Genomic DNA, 18,633 nt, shown 5'->3' with positions numbered 1-18,633 from the left:
CGTGTGTGCCATTGCAGCGGCGCGGCCGACAGCACGTGAGGAAACCATTGGGACTTCTGGACAGCTTCGAACGGGGGCTTGAGCGCGCCGTCAACGGCGCGTTCGCCAAGACGTTCAAAAGCGGAGTGCAGCCTGTCGAGATTTCGAGCGCCCTCAAGCGAGAACTCGACACGAACGCTGTCATCGTCGCCCGGGACCGCATCCTGGTGCCGAATCGTTTTGTCGTGCGTCTGTCGACGCCAGACCATGAGCGCATGGCGACTCTCGGCTCGACCCTTGTCGATGAACTCACAAGCCTCGTGCAGCGCCACGCGAGCTCACAGAACTACCAGTTTGCCGGGGGCGTTTCGGTGCGGCTGCACGAGGATTCTGCCCTCAGCGAGGGCATCATCCAGATCGATTCGGAGAATGTGAAGGGCGAGATCGCCTGGGTTCCCGTGGTCGACATCAACGGCAAACGGCATGCGATCACCCGCGCGCGCACCGTCATCGGCCGCGGGAGCGACGCCGACATCACCGTCGACGACAGCAGCATCTCGCGCAAGCACGTCGAGATCCTCTGGGATGGCAAGCGTGGCCAGGTCAACGACCTGGGGTCGACGAACGGCTCGGAGCTCAACGGCCGCAAGGTCTCAAAGGCCCCTCTCCCCACAGATTCCGTGATTTCCATAGGAAGAACCCGTATCGTTTTCCGAGTGCTTGCCCAGTCCGCTGCCCCCGACGGCGCCAGAAATAGCTTTGGCGACCCCGCTGGCACGAGGGACGGGGCGAGCGGTCGATGAGTGAACTGACACTGCTCCTGCTGCGGCTGGGGTTTCTGCTCGTGCTCTGGGCGTTCATTTTCGCGATCGTGTACGCCCTGCGCTCCGACCTTTTTGGCGAGCGCGTGCGCCGCATGCCTGCCGGGAACTCCGGGGCCGCAGAGCCCGCACCATATGAGGCGCCGGTGAATGTTGCTCCCGCCCCGCGCTCGACCCCCGCAGCATCCGGCGGCGCCCGCCGCGTCGTGATCACCTCGGGAGCGAAAGCCGGCATCGAGCTCGATCTCGACGACCAGCCGCTCACGATCGGCCGCTCCAGCGACAGTGGGCTGGTCATCCGCGACGATTACACCTCGACGCACCACGCCCGACTCATGCTGTGGGGCGAGGACTGGGTCGTCCAAGACCTCGATTCGACCAACGGCACCTTCCTCGACGGCAAGCGGGTGTCTGCGCCGACCGCCGTGCCTCTCGGTTCGACCGTGAAGATCGGCACGACGAGCTTCGAGTTGCGGCGGTAGGCGTGTCGACGACCGTCAAGAGCGCCGCCGTCTCGCACGTTGGCAAGATCCGTGCCAACAACCAGGACTCTGGGTATGCGGGCACTCAGCTCTTCGTCGTCGCCGACGGCATGGGCGGCCACGCGGGTGGCGACATCGCTTCCGCGATCGCCGTCAAGCGCATCACTGAAGCGGATCGCCCCTTCACTTCGGCCCACGACGCCGAGTTTGCCCTGCAGTCAGCCCTCATTGCCGCGAATTCACTCATTGCCGAGACGGTGTTCGACCACCCTGAGCTGACCGGCATGGGCACGACCGTCACAGCCCTCCTCCGTGTGGGCGAGCACCTCGCCATCGCCCACATTGGCGATTCGCGGCTCTACCTCTATCGCCGCCAGGTGCTCGAGCAGGTCACGGTTGATCACACGTTTGTGCAGCGACTCGTCGACAGCGGCCGCATCACCGCGGAGGAGGCGGCGGTGCACCCTCGCCGCTCCGTGCTCATGCGCGTGCTCGGCGACATCGACGCCTCCCCCGAGATTGACACCGCGATTGTCGAGACAGAGCCCGGCGACCGCTGGCTTCTCTGCTCCGACGGCCTCAGCAGCTACGTGAGTGACGACAAGATCACCTCGGTGCTCGACTCGGTGCCCTCGCCGAAGGATGCTGCAGAGCGACTCGTGCGCGAAAGCCTCGACCAGGGCGCCCCCGACAATGTGACCATCGTCATCGTCGATATTGACAACACCCCAGATTCGGCGTCGCATCCGCCCGTCACGGTCGGCGCGGCGGCGCTTCCCCTCGCGTTCGAATCCGCCTCGGGCCGCAAGCCCCTCCGCCTGCCGACGCTGCTGCTGCACCCGCTCAAGGCACTCCCAGAAGACAGCCACTTCGAGCCAGAATCTGACGAATATCTGCAGGAGCTGATCGCCGAAGACCGCCGTCGGGCGATTCGGCGGCGGGCGACCTGGCTCGTCTCGATTGGCCTCATCGCGTCGCTCATCATCACGGGACTCGTCGTGGGGTACCGGTGGACGCAGACTCGCTACTACGTGGGCATCAACGGCAGCACGGTCGCCATCTACCAGGGTGTGCAGCAGGGCATCGGGCCGTTCCCCCTCTCCGAGGTCTATGAGGAGACGAGCATTCGGGTCGATTCCCTTTCCGCCTTCGAGCAACGCCAGATCACCGACACCATCACAGCGGCCGACCTCGACGACGCCCGCGACATTATCTCGAGGCTCAGCGATGACGACGAGTAACCTCGACTCGGCGCCGGCCGACACCACAAGCATCCGGGTGCGTCTCCGCCAGCCCGCCAAGCTTCGCAATCTCGAGCTCATACTGCTGCTCGTCGCCTGCGCCATCAACGGCGCCACGATGGCACTCGTGCAGATCGGTGCCCTTGGGGCGGTCGACACGGGGGCAATCATCCTCGGTGGGCTCCTCGCCATTCTCGTGCTCACCATGCATGTCGTGCTCCGCGTCGTCGCCCCGCAGGCCGACCCCTTCATCCTCCCCGTCATCACGGTGCTCAACGGGCTTGGCATTGCCCAGATCTACCGCATCGACCTCGCTGACGGGCTGAGTGGGTGGGATGCTGCCGGCATCCGTCAGATCGCCTGGTCTGGCCTCGCGATCGCCGTTGCCATCGCCGTCGTCATCATCATCCGCAACCACAGGGTGCTGCAGCGGTACCGCTTCATCTCGATGTTCGCGGGCATCGTGCTGCTGCTTCTGCCGATGCTCCCGATCATCGGTCACTCCGTGTACGGCGCTCAGATCTGGATCCGTGTCGGATCGTTCACCTTCCAGCCGGGTGAGCTCGCCAAGATCGCGCTCGCCATTTTCTTCGCGGCATACCTTGTCGAAAGCCGCGACAGCCTTTCGATGGTCGGCAAAAAGTTTCTCGGCATGCGGTTTCCGCGAGCGCGCGACCTCGGGCCGATCCTGCTCATCTGGATGGCCGCGATGGCGGTGCTCATCTTCCAGCGCGACCTCGGCACCTCACTGCTCTACTTCGGCCTGTTCCTGGTGATGATCTACGTCGCGACGGGCAGGGCGAGCTGGGTGCTCTTGGGCCTCGGGCTCTTCGTTGGCGGTGCCCTGCTTGCGAGCACGCTACTCGGCTATGTCGCCGGTCGATTCCGCGGTTGGCTCGACCCATTCAACCCCGAAGTGTATGACTCCGTCGGAGGCAGCTACCAACTCGTGCAGGGGCTGTTCGGCATCGCCAACGGCGGGCTCCTCGGCACGGGGCTCGGGCTCGGCCGGCCAGATCTCGTGCCGCTGGCCCAGAGCGACTACATCATCGCAAGCCTCACTGAAGAGCTTGGCCTCACCGGGCTGTTCGCCATCCTCGCGCTCTACCTGCTGTTCGTCTCCCGCGGTTTTCGCATCGGATTCGCGGGCCAGGATGATTTCGGCCGCCTGCTCGGCGTCGGGCTGTCGTTCGTCGTGGCGCTGCAGGTGTTCGTCGTTGTCGGTGGCGTGACCCGCGTCATCCCGCTCACGGGACTCACCGCACCGTTCCTCGCAGCCGGCGGGTCATCGCTCATTGCGAACTGGATCATTGCCGCGATCTTGCTCCGTCTCTCCGACACCATTCGCAACCAGTCCAGATTGGTGGTGTGACGTGAACAAAGAACTCAAGCGAGTGAGCCTTGCCGTGCTGCTCATGTTCGTGGCCCTCTTCGCCTCCGGCACCGTCATCTCGGTGTTCCAGTCCGACAATCTGCGGGCTGATGAGCGCAACGTTCGCACGCTGTATGACAGCTTCTCTGCCGAGCGCGGCCCATTGCTCGTCGATGGCGAGCCCATCGCCGAGTCGGTGCCGGTCGACAATGACTACAAGTTCCAGCGCGTCTACAACAACCCGGAGCTCTATGCCTCTGTCACCGGATACTTCACCCTGAATCAGGGCAGTGCCGGCGTTGAGGGCGCCCTCAACGATTACCTCTCCGGCACCGCAAACGACCAGTTCTTCGATCAACTGAGCTCAATCTTCACGGGCGAGTCGCCGAAGGGCGCCGCGGTGGAACTCACGATCGATCCCGACATTCAGCAGGCCGCCTGGGATGCACTCGGCGACTATCGCGGCTCGATTGTCGCAATCGACCCTTCGACGGGAGCGATCCTTGCCATGGTGTCGAAGCCGTCGTACGACCCGAACCTCCTCGCCTCCCACGACACCTCATCAGTAATCACGGCCTACGAGCAGCTCACGGCAGACCCAGGCTCACCCCTCGACAATCGCGCAATCGCCGGCGACCTCTATGCCCCTGGCTCCGTGTTCAAGGTGCTCATGATGGCCGCGGCGCTCGACAGTGGTGCCTACGAACCGACCACCGCCATCTCCAACCCTTCGACGCTCCAGCTGCCCCAGAGCAATTCCTTCATCTCCAACGCTGAGGGTGGCAATTGCGGCGGCGGCGAGACTGTAACCCTCGCCGATGCGTTCCGTCTCTCGTGCAACATCCCGTTCGCACAGGTCGGCTCGGCCCTGGGCGAGGACACTATCGCGGAGTACGCGGAGGCGTTCGGTTTCGGCGATCGCATCGAGGTTCCTATGTCCGCGACGGCGAGCATCTTTCCGGATGACCTCGACGAGCCGCAGCTCATGCTCTCGTCATTCGGCCAGGCAAATGTGCGCACGACGCCGCTGCAGATCGCGATGATCTCGGCGGCGGTGGCGAATGGTGGCACGCTCATGCAGCCGACCCTCGTCGAGAGCATTCTCGCTCCCGATCTCACCGAGCTGCAGTCATTCGAGCCCAGCGTCTATAGCGAGCCAATTAGCGAAGAAACGGCGAACACGCTTTCCGCGCTCATGGTGGAGAACGTCGCCAATGGTGCGGCCAGTAATGCAAGAATAAACGGGGTCGATGTAGCGGGGAAGACTGGTACTGCCGAGAACTCAGAGGGCACACCAAACACGCTCTGGTTCACGGGGTTTGCTCCCGCGTCCGACCCGGAGATCGCGATCGCGGTTGTAGTCGAGAATGGCACCGGTTTCGGTAACCAGGTCTCCGCTCCGATCGCCAAGAAGGTATTTGAGGCGGTGCTGAGCAAATGAGACCCACAAGCGGCCTTACCTTCGGTGGACGGTATCAACTCTCGAGTCGCGTCGCGATCGGCGGGATGGGCGAGGTCTGGCAGGCGACAGACCTCGTCATCGGCCGCACCGTGGCGATCAAGATTCTCAAGGACGAGTATCTCGGAGATCCGGGGTTCCTCGAGCGCTTCCGTGCCGAGGCTCGCCACGCCGCCCTCGTCAACCATGAGGGCATTGCCAACGTCTTCGACTACGGCGAGGAGGATGGCAGTGCCTACCTCGTGATGGAGCTTGTGCCTGGCGAGGCGCTTTCGACAATCCTCGAACGCGAGCGCGTGCTCTCGACCGACCGCGTACTCGACATCGTTGCCCAGACCGCTTCGGCGCTCCACGCCGCGCACGCCGCGGGGCTCGTACACCGTGATATCAAGCCGGGCAACCTGCTCATCACGCCCGACGGCCGCGTCAAGATCACAGACTTCGGCATCGCCCGCATCGCCGACCAGGTTCCCCTCACTGCCACCGGCCAGGTCATGGGCACGGTGCAGTACCTCTCGCCGGAGCAGGCGAGCGGGCATCCGGCATCGCCGACAACAGACATCTACTCACTCGGTATCGTCGCGTATGAGGCGCTCGCTGGCCGTCGCCCGTTCACGGGCGAATCACAGGTGGCGATCGCCATGGCGCAGATCAACGAGCAGGCACCCGACCTGCCGGTGAGTGTCGCCGAACCGGTGCGCAATCTCGTGTACGCGTGCATCGCAAAGAGCCCGGCGGAGCGTCCGGCTTCAGCCGCACATCTCGCTCGCGCCGCACAGGCCCTCCGCCGTGGAGACGTCGCGGGTGCGACCGCAGCTGTGGCTGGGGTCGCCGGCGCAAGTGACTTCACCAGTCTCATCACCACGGGGGATACCGACACCTCGGCGGCGACGCGACTGCTGCCTGCCGCCGGCGGGGCACCGCAGACACGGGCCGGAGCGGCTGCCGCGCTGGCCGAGGAGAAGAAAGAGCGCAACCCCTGGACGTGGCCGCTCATCGTGCTCGTTGGCGTTCTGTTGGTCGCGCTCATTGGTGTCATCATCGCGATGGCGCTTTCCCCTGGCGACGACACCGAGCCGTCCACGCCGCCCTCCACGCAGAGCCGATCGGCCTCGCCCCCAGCGACAAGTTCACCTCCGAGCACTCGGGTGCAGCTCTCCGCTGCCGATCTCGAAGGCAAAACTGAGGCCGAGGCCCGCAGCATTCTTGAGGGGCTCGAGCTCACTCCCGATATCACGGTCGGCAATGTCGCCCCATCACCCGAGCAGGTTGGCCGCGTCTACCGGGTCAACCCCACGGGAACCGTCGAGAAGGGCACCGTCATTTCGGTGCAAATCTACGCCGAGATCCCGGAGCCGACGGCCCCCGCCGCCGCGACTGGCCCCGCGACAGCCGAAGCAGGATCGACGATCCAGGTGAGCTGGCAGAGCTACCAGGGGTGCCCACCTGGCACCACCCACACGGTCTACCGCGTCACCGCAAATGGTGCCACGTTCTCAGAATCCAACCCGCTTCCGGCGTCGACCCAAAACCTCAACCTCACTGTCACGGGCGCGCCCGGCACTGCGGTCACGTTCTCATACCACGCCGAATGTGGTGGCATCCCTTCGCCCGAATCTCCCCAGCTCTCCATTCCGATCTCGGAGCCGCCGCCCGAAGAGGGCGAGGGTTCGGGCGACTGAGCACACTCGGTGCACGCCCCGACGCTCGGCGCGCACCGAATAGACTGCTAGGCGTCGACCAACGGACCTGGAGAGAGAATTGACTGAAGATACTCGGCTGCTCGCAGGCAGGTATCAAATCGGCAAGCTCATCGGCCGTGGAGGCATGGCCGACGTGCACGTCGGCACCGATGCCAGACTCGGACGCCGCGTCGCCATCAAGCTCCTCAAGCCGTCGCTTGCGACCGACCCCAACTTCCGTCTGCTCTTCCGTGAAGAAGCGCAGAAGGCGGCCCGAATGGCCCACCCGACGATCGTGCGCGTCTACGACGCGGGCGAAGAGACCGTCGCCGATGCGAACGGGCTCGAAACGCAGGTCCCCTTCATCGTCATGGAGTACGTCGATGGGCGACTGCTCAAAGACATCATCGCGGACGGCCCCCTCGAGCCAAGCGAGGCCGTGCGCATCGCCGACGGCATCCTCACCGCCCTCGAATACAGTCATCGCGCGCTCGTCGTGCACCGCGACATCAAGCCTGGCAACGTCATGGTGACGCACAACGGCCAGGTCAAGGTCATGGACTTCGGCATCGCGCGCGCCGTCAGTGACAACTCGGCGACCGTCGCCGACACCAGCAAGGTGCTCGGCACCGCGCAGTACTTCTCGCCAGAGCAAGCAAAGGGCGAGACGGTGGATGCTCGCACCGATCTCTACTCGACGGGCACCGTGCTCTTCGAGATGCTCACTGGCCAGCCGCCGTTCCGCGGTGAGCGCGCCGCAGCCGTCGCCTATCAGCACATCAGCGAAGCGCCGCTTCCGCCGAGCTCGCTCAACTCCAAGGTGTCGCCAGCGCTCGATGTCGTCGTGCTGCACTCCCTCGAAAAGGACAAGTTCGAGCGCTTCCAGACCGCTGCGGAGTTTCGCGAGGAGCTCGAGACCGCGGCATCCGGCGAGGTGCCGCATCGCAAGGTTCCGGCGGCAAGCGAGTTCAGTGCAACCCTGTTCGGCGTAAATCCCACGGCAGCCGCTGGTTCGGAGGCGGCGCTTCGTCAGCTCTCGGCCGAGAGCACCGACCGCGCCATTCGCACGCAGAATCGGCCACCGGTGGCCTGGATCTGGGCGGGAATCGCCATCATCATCGCGATGCTCATCGCGCTCGCCATCTGGGTGGTGAACCTGCCACCGAGCACGATCGGCGACACGATCTCCGTCGAGGTGCCGGACATCGTCGGCACCCAATACGAAGCGGGCGCGCAGACCCTCCAAGATTCAGATCTCGTTGCCACCAGGTTCGATATCGCCAACGATGAGGTTCCCCGCGGTGAGGTGATTAGCACCGACCCAGAAGCCGGCACGCGTGTTGCGTCAGAGCAAGCCGTCAAGGTGTATGTGTCTCAGGGGCCGGCATCGGTCGCTGTGCCCACCCTGTCGAACCTCGATGAAGCCTCGGCGCAGCAGGCGCTGGCCGACCGCAATCTCGTCTACGGATCGACAACGCAAGAGAACTCGTCGACGCTCCCGGCAGGCACCGTCATCAGGAGTGACCCAGAGGCAGGCACCGTGATTCAAGAAGGCGACACAGTCAATCTTGTCGTGTCGAGTGGTCTCGTCACGGTGCCCTCCGTCATCGGTCAGCCAATTGCGACCGCGAACTCGACGCTGTCGTCACTGCAGCTTGTCGTCGTGGCGAACCCTGACGCCAACTGTGCCGGGCTCGCAGTCACAGGGCAAAGCCTTGCCGCCGGTGATCATCCGCAGCGTTCAGAGATCACCATCACGTACTGCTCCGGATAGCACCGGGTCTTGCCGGAGCCTTCCTCCGGCGTGATTTGGTGTTCTGCGAGGGTGTCTTGCGAGTATCAGCCGAGGTTGACGAGCGGGCCCAGGCCGCGCGCCCGATCCCTCGCATCGCTGAGCCCGGCCACGGTAAGCCAGTTCGCGAGCATCGCGTGGCCGCCCTCGGTGAGCACCGACTCTGGGTGGAACTGCACACCAAAAATGGGTGCCGTTGCATGGCGTACGCCCATGATGACGCCGCCTTCGGTGTGCGAGTTGACGATGAGTTCTGCAGGGACCGTGGAGTTGACGATCGCGAGCGAGTGATAGCGCGTTGCCGTGAAGTGCTCGGGAACATCCTGGTAGAAATCGCTCTTGTCGTGGGTGACGACAGAGGTCTTGCCGTGCATGAGTTCGGTCGCATGGGTCACGGTCGCGCCGAACGCTTCAGCGATGACCTGGTGCCCGAGGCATACACCGACGAGTGGCGTGCCCAGCTCGACCGCGGCGAGCACAACGGGAATCGAGACGCCCGCCTTCTCAGGAGTTCCTGGCCCGGGTGACAGCAGCACGGCGTCATACTGCGCGATCTGCTCTTTCGCCGCGTCGGCCGCAAATTCGTCATTGCGCATCACCACGGTCTCTGCCCCGAGCTGAAGCAGATAGCCGTTGAGGGTGTACACAAAGCTGTCGTAGTTGTCGATAACGAGCACCCTGGTCATTCGACCGTCACCTCCGGAACGCTGATGAAGGAATTCACCCAGGGAAAGACCCAGAGCACGAGAGCACCGAGCACAAGGAGTGCGACCGCGATTGCCAGGATGATGCGAACCCACAACGGTCCGGGCAACAGGCGCCAGAGTGCAGCGTACATCAGGCTCCTTCGCTCTGCAGGGCCGCGAGCTCGGCTGGCATTCCCTCAGCGGCGGGCTGCCATGACTCGAGCACGCCGTAGGCGATGATGCGCTCCGCTGCCGAATAGCGCGGGTTGCAGCTCGTTAGGGTGATGTAGCGGTCGCCCGCGGTGACACCGGGGGCCTGTGGCACGGGCTCGAGCACGCCGACGCCGGTCGGCAGCACGTACTCGAGGTTGCGGAAGGCATAGGTGTACCAACCGTCAGCGGTTTGCACGTAGATGCGGTCGCCGAGTTGGAGGTCACCGATCGACCCGAAGGGTGCCCCCCACGTCGTGCGATGCGCTGCGAGGGCGAAGTTGCCCACCTCGCCGGGAAGCTGCGTTTGGGAATAGTGTCCGACACCAAGCTCGCTGTTGTTCAGCACCGCGCTGAGGCTGACGCCTTCGCCGATGACGCGAACGTAGTCTGCCCCGAATCGCGGCACGTAGAGCGTCGCGAAGCCCTCATTGGTCACGGGCACGATCGTGCTCACCGGCGCTCCAGGGTCGACGGTCTCGTCACCAGGAGACTCGGGCTCGGCGTCATCGCTCGGAGTGGGCGTGGCGCTCTCAAGCGCTTCGGCAAACTCCACAGCAGCGTCGCGTTGCTCAGCGCCGACCACCAAGTCGTTGAGCCAGAGTTGCCATCCGAGAAAGAGCAGCACGAGTGCTCCAGCGGTGAGCAGCAGCTCCCCCAGCACTCCGACGACACTGATTCCAGGAGCGCTCCGGCGGCGGCCCCGAGGGGTTCTCGTCGCTGCTCGGCTCATGCAATGAGTCTATTGCGGCCGATGCCACTAGAATTCGGGCATGGCCAGGTCGACGAATCACACGCCCGATACTCCCCGCGAGGTTCGCTCCGGCGACGACGCTCCCAACCCGGTGTGGTTCAAGCCGATCATGTTCGGCCTCATGCTGCTCGGGCTGATCTGGATCATCGTGTACTACATCAGCCAGGCAGCCCTGCCGATTGCCGAACTCGGTGACGGCAACATCCTCGTTGGCTTCGGCATCATGTTCGTCGGCTTTCTCATGACGACACGCTGGCGCTAAGCACCCCAGCCCGCCGCCAGAGCGGCGGCCTGCCACCCGTTCGAGGGGCAACTACACGGGTGTAATTATCCCCACTGTGGAATCACCTGTGGATAACTCGGGTGCGACTCGCTGGCACAGAGCGCTCACGCTGAATAGCGCGCGTACATCAGCACCACGCCGATGACCGCGAGCACGACGAGCGAACCTGCGATGGCGCCGATGAGCAACTGCTGGCGGCGCAGCAGCGTGGCCCTCCGAGTCCGCATGAGCGTGAACCCGACTGCCGCGCCGACGATGGCACCCCCGACATGCGCCTGCCACGCTATGCCCGGCACGATAAACCCAATGAGCAAGTTGAGCGCGAGCACGACGATGAGCTGCGTGCTGTTGCCTCCGAGGCCGCGTTGGATCACCAAGAACGCCGCGAGAAGGCCAAAGATGGCACCGGATGCACCGACCACTGGCGTCATCGGAGCCAGTAGCAGCACGGCGACCGAGCCGCCGAGGGCGCTCAGCACATAGAGTGCGAAAAATCTCCATCGGCCAAGGGCCGTCTCAAGCATGCGTCCGAAGATCCACAGGGCATACATGTTGAAGAGGATGTGGAAGAACGAGCTTTCGGAGTGCACGAGGGCGGTCGTGAGCAGGCGCCACGGCTGGGTCTCGGTGTACGGCCCCCAATACAGCAGCAGGTCACCGACGGCACCGCCAGAGAGGAGTTGCGCGACGAACACGAGGCCGGTAAGCGCGAGGATGCTGTAGGTCACGATGGGGCCGTCGCCGCGCCGCGCACGATTGATGGCGGTCACAACGGCCGGCTTGCTCCGCGGCGCCGACTGGCGGTGCTCCCGTACGCATTCTGGGCAGTGCACGCCGACGGGAGCTTGGGTCTGACAGTCGGTGCAGACGGTGCGCCCGCATCGCTGGCAAAGGATGAAGCTTTGACGATCGGGGTGCCGGTAGCAGAAGTTGTCGGCTCTGGAGGGCAGGTCGCTCACGACCTGCCCTCCAGGCGATGGTGGTTCAAAGGATCAGACCTCGTCGATGGTGATGCTGTTGATCACGACGTCATCGATCGGCTTGTCACGGCCGTCTTTCTTCACGGCTTCGATCTTCTTCACGGTCTCTTGCGACTCGGCATCCTCGACCTTGCCGAAGATCGTGTGCTTGCCCTGCAACCAGGTGGTGGGCACCGTCGTGATGAAGAACTGCGAGCCGTTGGTGCCGCGGCCCATCTGGATGCCGGCGTTCGCCATCGCGAGCACGTAGGGCTTCGTGAAGTCGAGCTCCGGGTGGATCTCGTCGTCGAATTGGTAGCCGGGGCCGCCGATGCCCTGACCGAGCGGGTCGCCGCCCTGAATCATGAAGTCGTCGATGATGCGGTGGAAGATGACGCCGTCATAGAGCGGCCGGTTCGTCTTCTCATTCGACTTCGGGTCGGTCCACTCGCGGGTGCCGGTGGCGAGGCCAATGAAGTTCTCGACCGTCTTCGGCGCGTGGTTGCCGAGAAGGTTCACCTTGATGTCCCCGAGGGTCGTGTGGAAGGTCGCTACGTGTGTATGCATTGCCCCAGTATTTCATTCTTGGGCTTCACGAAGCCTCGATGTTCGCTCACGGCTGGGCATTCACTCAATACTCAGTGCGCTCACAGACCACCCCGTGGGAGGATGGAAACCGCTGTACATACCGCCAACTGGAGGTCTCTCATGGCTTTGTCCCGTAAACGTGCCCGTGAACTCAAGCGATTGAAGCACTCCGCATCCGATCTCTGGGAAGACCAGCGTGATGTCCTTGACCACGCGAGCAAGGTCGTTCGTGAGGCAGGCCGGCAGGTCGGCTACATCGGTCGTGACGAGGTCGCACCCCGCGTCCGCGACACCATCGACCACCGTGTGAAGCCGGTGTTCGCTACCGGAGCGACCGCCACCCGCTCGGCGGCCGAGCACACGCGTGACAAGATCACGCAAGAGATCTTCCCGAATGTCGCCTCTGCACTCGCCTCGGCCCTGGCTGTCATCGAGGTCGCGAAAGATGCTCGCGTGCGCGACGCCGTGAAAGCGGTGCGCAAGGCGAGCGACAAGACCGGCCACGTCATCGACGTGTCGAGCAAGAAGACGAAGAAGAAGGCCGCGAAGCTTCGCAAGGAGCTCAGCAAGAAGGTCGGCTTTATCCCACCGAAGTCGACCCCCGGCCCCGGCCGCTACATTGTGATCGGTGTCGGCGTCGTTGCCCTCGCCGGACTCGGCTATGCCGTGTGGCAGACGCTTCGCGCCGACGACGACCTGTGGATCTCCGACGAGCCCGAAGACCTCGCCGCCCCCGAGACGCTCTAGGCGCTGACGTCTGAATCAACGAAGGCCACTGTCATCTCTCGATGACGGTGGCCTTTGACGTGTGGAGGTAGTGCAAACTGTGGAGCCTAGGAGATTCGAACTCCTGACATCCTGCTTGCAAAGCAGGCGCTCTACCAACTGAGCTAAGGCCCCGAACCGTGCGGGAGATGGGCGCGAATGCGCCGGTCGTGCGTGGGGATACCAGGACTTGAACCTGGGACCTCTTCGTTATCAGCGAAGCGCTCTAACCGCCTGAGCTATATCCCCGTTTTGGAGCAGATACGAGAGTATCGCACCGGCTGCGTTTCTTGAAATTGACGCCTAGGTCAACGGTTAGTTGTTGGTGAATCCGACGAGCAGCCCGCCGGTAATGCGCACCGTGAAGTTGTAGATGAGTGCCGCGATGGCACCCAGCGCGGTGCCAACAACCGTGTTCAGCAGCGCGACGACGACGGCGAACCCAATGACCTGGATGAGCGAGAAGCTGCCGAGCACACTGAACTGCTCATCCCCCGTGATGTCACCGAGCATGCTGTCGAGCTGAGTGAAGATGCCGGTCGACGCGAGGATGGTCCAGACGAGGAACGTGAAGACGATGAGGATGATGCCGAGCACGACAGCGATGAGAAACGAGAGCTTGATCGTCGACCAGAAGTCGATGTAGACGAGGCGGAGCCGCACCTGCTTGGTTCCGACGGACTTCTGTGATTTTCGCTGGAGCTTTTCGGCGATGCTACTCATCCAGTGCCACATCCTTCTCTGTTGTCATTGTCATGCGGTTCTCAGGCCTCCTCGGCGGATGCCGCCTCGGGCGAACCTGTCTCAGTCTGCTGGTCGTCGCTGGGGACATCCTGACCCAGGTTGCGCTCCGTGTTCTTGGCGACGGCAATAATCTTGTCGTCGTCCGCGAAACGGGCGAAGACAACCCCCATCGTGTCGCGGCCGGTGGCCGTGACCTCGGCGACAGATGAGCGTACCACCTTGCCGCTGGCAAGAACCACGAGGACCTCGTCGAGCTCCTGCACGATGAGCGCGCCGGCGAGTTCGCCCCTGGCCTCCTGCAGCTTGGCCACCTTGATGCCGTAGCCGCCACGGTTCTGCACGCGGTACTGATTGACCTCGGTGCGTTTGGCGAATCCGCCCTCCGTGACGACGAACACGAATCCGTCATCTGATACAACCGAGGCACTGAGCAGCCGGTCGTCCTCCTTGAAGTGCATTCCGATGACGCCGCTCGTGGAGCGACCCATGGGGCGGAGCGCCTCATCGGTCGCCGTGAAGCGGATGGAGAGCCCCTTGCGCGAGACGAGCAGCAGATCGGAGTCTTCCTCCACCAGCATCGCCGAGACGAGTTCATCCTCATCTCGGAGGTTGATCGCGATGATGCCGCCAGAGCGGTTGGTGTCGTACTCGCTCAGCGCGGTCTTCTTGATAAGGCCGCCGAGCGTCGCGAGCACGAGATACTTCGCGGTGGCGTAGTCGCGGATATCGAGGATCTGAGCGATCTCCTCCCCCGGCTGCAGCGCGAGCAGGTTCGCGACGTGCTGGCCCTTCGCATCACGGCCGCCCTCCTGCACCTCATAGGCTTTCGCACGGTAGACGCGGCCCTTGGTCGAGAAGAACAAGAGCCAGTGATGCGTCGTGGTGACGAAGAAGTGCTCGACGACGTCGTCTGCCCGAAGCTGTGCGCCCCTGACTCCCTTGCCGCCGCGGTGCTGCGTGCGGTAGTTGTCGCTCCGCGTGCGCTTGATATAGCCACCGCGCGTCACCGTGACCACCATCTCCTCTTCGGGGATGAGGTCCTCCATGTTCATGTCACCGCCGTAGCCGTACATGATTTCGGTGCGGCGGTCGTCGCCGTACTTGTCGACGACCTCCGTGAGTTCGGCGCTCACGATGTCGCGCTGACGCTGGGGGCTATCGAGAATGCTCTTGAAGTCGACGATCTGGAGTTCGATCTGGTCGTGCTCGTCGATAATCTTCTGCCGCTCGAGGGCTGCGAGGCGACGGAGCTGCATATCGAGGATGGCGCGTGACTGCAGTTCGTCGATGTCGAGCAATGTCATGAGGCCGTCGCGGGCATCCTCGACGGTGGGTGATCGACGGATGAGAGCGATGACCTCATCGAGCGCATCCAGTGCCTTGAGGTAGCCGCGCAGGATGTGGGCGCGCTCCTCCGCCTTGCGCAGGCGGTAGGTCGTGCGTCGCACAATGACCTCGATCTGGTGCGCAACCCAGGCCGTGATGAAGCCGTCGAGCGCAAGCGTGCGGGGCACACCGTCGACGATCGCAAGCATGTTCGCGCCGAAGTTCTCTTGCAGCGAGGTGTGCTTGTAGAGGTTGTTGAGCACGACCTTCGCGACGGCATCACGCTTGAGCACGATGACAAGGCGCTGACCGGTGCGGCCGGATGTCTCATCCCTAATGTCGGCAATACCCGCGAGCTTGCCGTCCTTCACGAGATCGGCAATCTTGAGCGCCAGGTTGTCGGGGTTGACCTGGTACGGAAGCTCGGTCACGACCAGGCACGTGCGGCCCTGGAGCTCCTCGACATTGACGACGGCCCGCATGGTGATCGATCCGCGGCCCGTGCGATAGGCATCCTGGATGCCCTTCGTGCCGAGGATCTGGGCGCCCGTCGGAAAGTCGGGCCCCTTGACCCGCTGCATGAGCGCCTCGAGGAGTTCTTCTTGGCCTGCCTCGGGGTTCGCCAGGTGCCAGAGTGCACCGTCGGCGACCTCGCGGAGATTATGCGGTGGGATGTTCGTCGCCATGCCGACGGCGATGCCGACGGAACCGTTGACGAGGAGGTTCGGGAACCGTGCGGGGAGCACGGTGGGCTCCTGCGTGCGGCCATCATAGTTGTCTTGGAAGTCGACGGTCTCCTCTTCGATGTCCCGGACCATCTCGAGGGCAAGGGGCGCCATCTTCGTCTCGGTGTATCGCGGGGCGGCGGCGCCGTCGTTGCCGGGAGAGCCGAAGTTGCCCTGGCCGAGCGCGAGCGGGTAGCGAAGGCTCCATGGCTGCACGAGTCGCACAAGAGCGTCGTAGATCGCGGAGTCGCCGTGCGGGTGGAACTGGCCCATGACGTCGCCGACCACGCGCGAGCTCTTGGAGAACGCCTTGTCTGGTCTGTATCCGCCGTCATACATGGCGTAGAGCACGCGGCGGTGGACGGGCTTCAGCCCGTCGCGCACCTCGGGCAGGGCGCGACCGACGATGACGCTCATCGCGTAGTCGAGGTACGAACGCTGCATTTCGAGCTGGAGGTCGACCTGCGTGATTTTGTCGTGCGTGGTGTCGATCTCCCTGCCCGGGATCTGGTGCTCGGGCGTGGTGTCTTCGGTGTCAGCCATGAATTCTCTGTTCTTCGGTTACGCGGGAGTGATGCCAGGAATCAGATGTCGAGGAATCGAACATCCTTGGCATTGCGTTGAATGAAGTTGCGGCGAGACTCGACGTCTTCGCCCATGAGGGTGGAGAAGATCTCGTCGGCCGCTGCCGCATCATCGAGCGTCACCTGGAGCAGGGTGCGCGTCTCCGGGTCCATCGTGGTCTCCCACAGCTCCTTGTAATCCATCTCGCCGAGACCCTTGTAGCGCTGGATCGCGTTCTCCTTCGGGATGCGCTTGCCCGCGGCGGCACCCGACTCGAGGAGGGCGTCGCGCTCGCGATCGGTGTAGACGTACTCGTGCGGCGAGTTCGACCACTTGATCTTGTAGAGCGGTGGCTGGGCGAGGTAGACGTAGCCCATGTCGATCAGCGGGCGCATGTAGCGGAACACCAGCGTGAGGAGGAGCGTCGTGATGTGCTGGCCATCGACATCGGCGTCGGCCATGAGCACGATCTTGTGATATCTGGCCTTCTCCGGGTCGAAGTCCTCGCCGATGCCAGCGCCGAATGCCGTGATCATCGCCTGCACTTCGGCATTGCCGAGGGCGCGATCGAGCCTGGCCTTCTCCACATTGAGGATCTTGCCGCGGAGCGGGAGGATCGCCTGGCGCTCCGGGTTTCGGCCCTGCACCGCTGAACCACCGGCCGAGTCACCCTCGACGATGAAGATCTCGGAGATGCTGGGGTCTTTGCTCGAGCAGTCGCGCAGCTTGCCGGGCATGCCACCAGATTCGAGCAAGCCCTTGCGCCTGGTCTGCTCGCGCGCCTTGCGGGCCGCCATGCGAGCTGCTGACGCCTGCAGCGCCTTGCGGATGACATCTTTTGCCTGCACGGGGTTGCGATCGAACCAGTCGGCGAGCGCCTCGCCCGTGACTTTCTGCACGAACGACTTCGCCTCAGTGTTGCCGAGCTTGGTCTTGGTTTGGCCCTCGAACTGTGGTTCGCCGAGCTTCACCGAGATAACGGCGGTGAGGCCTTCGCGGACATCGTCGCCCGTGAGGTTGTCGTCCTTTTCGCGCAGGATGTTCTTCTCGCGGGCGTACTTGTTCACGAGCGTCGTGAGGGCGGCGCGAAAGCCCTCTTCGTGGGTTCCACCCTCATGCGTGTTGATGGTGTTCGCGTAGGTGTGCACGCTCTCGCTGTAGGCCGTCGTCCACTGCATCGCCACCTCGAGAGCGATGCGTCGCTCGGTGTCTTCTGACTCGATCGAAATGATCTCCGGATGCACCACCTCGGCCTTCTTCGCCGCGTTGAGATACTCCACGTAGTCGACAAGGCCGCGCTCGTACATGAAGGTGTCGCTGCGCCCGTCGCCGCCGTCGTCTTGCGGTCGCTCATCCGCGAGCTGAATGCGCAGGCCCTTGTTGAGGAACGCCATCTGCTGAAAGCGGGTCCGAAGGGTGTCGTAGTCAAACTCGACGGTCTCGAAGATGTCGTCGTTCGGCCAGAACGTAATGGTCGTCCCGGTCTCGGTCGATTCCTCGCCCTTCTCGAGCGGAGCATCCGGCACGCCATTTTGAAAGCTCTGACGCCAGACATGGCCCTGCCGGCGCACCTCGACCTTGAGCGTGTGGGAGAGCGCGTTCACGACGGAGCTGCCCACGCCGTGGAGCCCACCCGAGACGGCATAGCCGCCGCCGCCGAACTTGCCGCCGGCGTGCAGGATGGTCAGCACCACCTCGACGGTCGACTTCTTCTCGATCGGGTGGATGTCGACCGGGATGCCGCGGCCGTTGTCGACGACCTTGACAGAGCCATCGCGCTGGATGGCGATTGTGATGGTGTCGCAGAAGCCGGCGAGCGCCTCATCGACGGAGTTGTCGACGATCTCATAGACCAGGTGGTGGAGACCGCGGGGGCCGGTCGAACCGATGTACATACCCGGGCGCTTGCGCACGGCCTCAAGACCCTCGAGCACCTGAATGTGGTCGGCACCGTAGCTCTCGTTGTCGTGCTTCTGCTCGTCTGCCGAGCGTGAACGAGGGACGGCCGCTGCTGCGGCTGACGCTTCGGATGGATTCGATTCTTCAGATGGATTCTGGGGTGGCAGTGATGACATCTGAAATGGGACTCCTGTCCGGTAGGGCATATCCGTCGTCCGGGGCCCGGCTCTCTCACGAAAGCTGCCGCGGCAACCCTGTGATTCTACCAATGTTCACGAGCCGAACGGGCGAATTCCGGCGTC

The 18,633-nt window shown here is 63.7% G+C and carries 17 protein-coding genes and 2 tRNA genes; 9 read left to right on the top strand and 10 right to left on the bottom strand.

Translation table 11 applies throughout. From position 1 onward, the window contains the following. Positions 1-47: 47 nt before the first annotated feature. The 7 genes from ACY48M_RS11140 to pknB all read left to right on the top strand — a co-directional run bounded on the left by ACY48M_RS11140 (position 48) and on the right by pknB (position 8,810). Positions 48-782 carry an FhaA domain-containing protein gene (locus tag ACY48M_RS11140; RefSeq protein ID WP_462820352.1) on the top strand — a complete coding sequence of 245 codons (735 nt, stop codon included), beginning with the start codon at positions 48-50 and terminating at the stop codon, positions 780-782. Then, on the top strand, positions 779-1,282 hold the full coding sequence (locus ACY48M_RS11135) for an FHA domain-containing protein FhaB/FipA (RefSeq protein ID WP_462820351.1): 504 nt from the start codon (positions 779-781) through the stop codon (positions 1,280-1,282). Before ACY48M_RS11140 ends, ACY48M_RS11135 begins: the two co-directional genes overlap by 4 nt. A 2-nt stretch (positions 1,283-1,284) precedes the next feature. Then, entirely contained in the window at positions 1,285-2,523 is a 1,239-nt protein-coding gene (locus ACY48M_RS11130; RefSeq protein ID WP_462820350.1) for a Stp1/IreP family PP2C-type Ser/Thr phosphatase, read from the top strand. Further along, positions 2,510-3,895 (top strand): FtsW/RodA/SpoVE family cell cycle protein, encoded by a 1,386-nt coding sequence (locus ACY48M_RS11125; protein ID WP_462820349.1) that lies wholly within the window; start codon positions 2,510-2,512, stop codon positions 3,893-3,895. Before ACY48M_RS11130 ends, ACY48M_RS11125 begins: the two co-directional genes overlap by 14 nt. A 1-nt stretch (position 3,896) precedes the next feature. Further along, positions 3,897-5,336, top strand: coding sequence for a peptidoglycan D,D-transpeptidase FtsI family protein (locus tag ACY48M_RS11120; RefSeq protein WP_462820348.1), 1,440 nt, complete (start codon positions 3,897-3,899; stop codon positions 5,334-5,336). Beyond that, positions 5,333-7,036 carry a serine/threonine protein kinase gene (locus ACY48M_RS11115; protein ID WP_462820347.1) on the top strand — a complete coding sequence of 568 codons (1,704 nt, stop codon included), beginning with the start codon at positions 5,333-5,335 and terminating at the stop codon, positions 7,034-7,036. Before ACY48M_RS11120 ends, ACY48M_RS11115 begins: the two co-directional genes overlap by 4 nt. Before the next feature lie 79 nt (positions 7,037-7,115). Next, on the top strand, positions 7,116-8,810 hold the full coding sequence (pknB, locus tag ACY48M_RS11110; RefSeq protein WP_462820346.1) for a Stk1 family PASTA domain-containing Ser/Thr kinase: 1,695 nt from the start codon (positions 7,116-7,118) through the stop codon (positions 8,808-8,810). A gap of 65 nt (positions 8,811-8,875) precedes the next feature. On the opposite strand, the gene ACY48M_RS11105 is transcribed toward pknB, so the two are convergent. Genes ACY48M_RS11105 through ACY48M_RS11095 form a run of 3 tightly spaced genes read right to left on the bottom strand, consistent with a single transcriptional unit; the run spans position 8,876 to position 10,457 of the window. Continuing rightward, positions 8,876-9,514: an anthranilate synthase component II gene (locus ACY48M_RS11105; protein ID WP_462820345.1), complete on the bottom strand. Its 639-nt coding sequence runs from the start codon at positions 9,512-9,514 to the stop codon at positions 8,876-8,878. Next, the gene (locus ACY48M_RS11100; RefSeq protein WP_462820344.1) at positions 9,511-9,666 is read right to left on the bottom strand and encodes a hypothetical protein; all 156 of its coding nucleotides are present in this window, start codon (positions 9,664-9,666) and stop codon (positions 9,511-9,513) included. Before ACY48M_RS11100 ends, ACY48M_RS11105 begins: the two co-directional genes overlap by 4 nt. After that, on the bottom strand, positions 9,666-10,457 hold the full coding sequence (locus tag ACY48M_RS11095) for a class E sortase (protein ID WP_462820343.1): 792 nt from the start codon (positions 10,455-10,457) through the stop codon (positions 9,666-9,668). The genes ACY48M_RS11100 and ACY48M_RS11095 overlap by 1 nt, the downstream gene beginning before the upstream one ends. A 40-nt stretch (positions 10,458-10,497) precedes the next feature. Here ACY48M_RS11095 and ACY48M_RS11090 point away from each other — a divergent pair, with 40 nt between their 5' ends. Beyond that, on the top strand, positions 10,498-10,740 hold the full coding sequence (locus ACY48M_RS11090) for a cell division protein CrgA (RefSeq protein WP_462820342.1): 243 nt from the start codon (positions 10,498-10,500) through the stop codon (positions 10,738-10,740). A 125-nt stretch (positions 10,741-10,865) separates the two neighbouring features. Here ACY48M_RS11090 and ACY48M_RS11085 read toward each other — a convergent pair whose 3' ends face one another. After that, positions 10,866-11,531, bottom strand: coding sequence for a rhomboid family intramembrane serine protease (locus ACY48M_RS11085; protein WP_462820341.1), 666 nt, complete (start codon positions 11,529-11,531; stop codon positions 10,866-10,868). Positions 11,532-11,753: 222 nt separating this feature from the next. After that, positions 11,754-12,287: a peptidylprolyl isomerase gene (locus tag ACY48M_RS11080; protein ID WP_462820340.1), complete on the bottom strand. Its 534-nt coding sequence runs from the start codon at positions 12,285-12,287 to the stop codon at positions 11,754-11,756. Positions 12,288-12,428: 141 nt separating this feature from the next. Between ACY48M_RS11080 and ACY48M_RS11075 the strand changes: the two genes are divergently transcribed. After that, positions 12,429-13,055 carry a hypothetical protein gene (locus tag ACY48M_RS11075; RefSeq protein ID WP_462820339.1) on the top strand — a complete coding sequence of 209 codons (627 nt, stop codon included), beginning with the start codon at positions 12,429-12,431 and terminating at the stop codon, positions 13,053-13,055. Between the two features lie 80 nt (positions 13,056-13,135). On the opposite strand, the gene ACY48M_RS11070 is transcribed toward ACY48M_RS11075, so the two are convergent. From ACY48M_RS11070 to gyrB, 5 genes are all read right to left on the bottom strand, one after another. Further along, a tRNA-Ala gene (locus tag ACY48M_RS11070) sits at positions 13,136-13,208 on the bottom strand. 40 nt (positions 13,209-13,248) lie between these two features. Next, positions 13,249-13,322: transfer RNA gene (locus tag ACY48M_RS11065), tRNA-Ile, on the bottom strand. 66 nt (positions 13,323-13,388) lie between these two features. Next, positions 13,389-13,796 (bottom strand): DUF3566 domain-containing protein, encoded by a 408-nt coding sequence (locus ACY48M_RS11060; protein ID WP_462820338.1) that lies wholly within the window; start codon positions 13,794-13,796, stop codon positions 13,389-13,391. 41 nt (positions 13,797-13,837) lie between these two features. After that, positions 13,838-16,411 (bottom strand): DNA gyrase subunit A, encoded by a 2,574-nt coding sequence (gene gyrA / locus ACY48M_RS11055; protein ID WP_462820337.1) that lies wholly within the window; start codon positions 16,409-16,411, stop codon positions 13,838-13,840. Positions 16,412-16,452: 41 nt separating this feature from the next. Then, positions 16,453-18,507: a DNA topoisomerase (ATP-hydrolyzing) subunit B gene (gene gyrB, locus ACY48M_RS11050; protein WP_462820336.1), complete on the bottom strand. Its 2,055-nt coding sequence runs from the start codon at positions 18,505-18,507 to the stop codon at positions 16,453-16,455. Positions 18,508-18,633 lie beyond the last annotated feature (126 nt).

Source organism: Homoserinimonas flava (genome assembly GCF_054969005.1).
The sequence above is the reverse complement of the archived record's forward strand: the minus strand, read 5'-3'. Positions and strand labels throughout refer to the sequence as shown.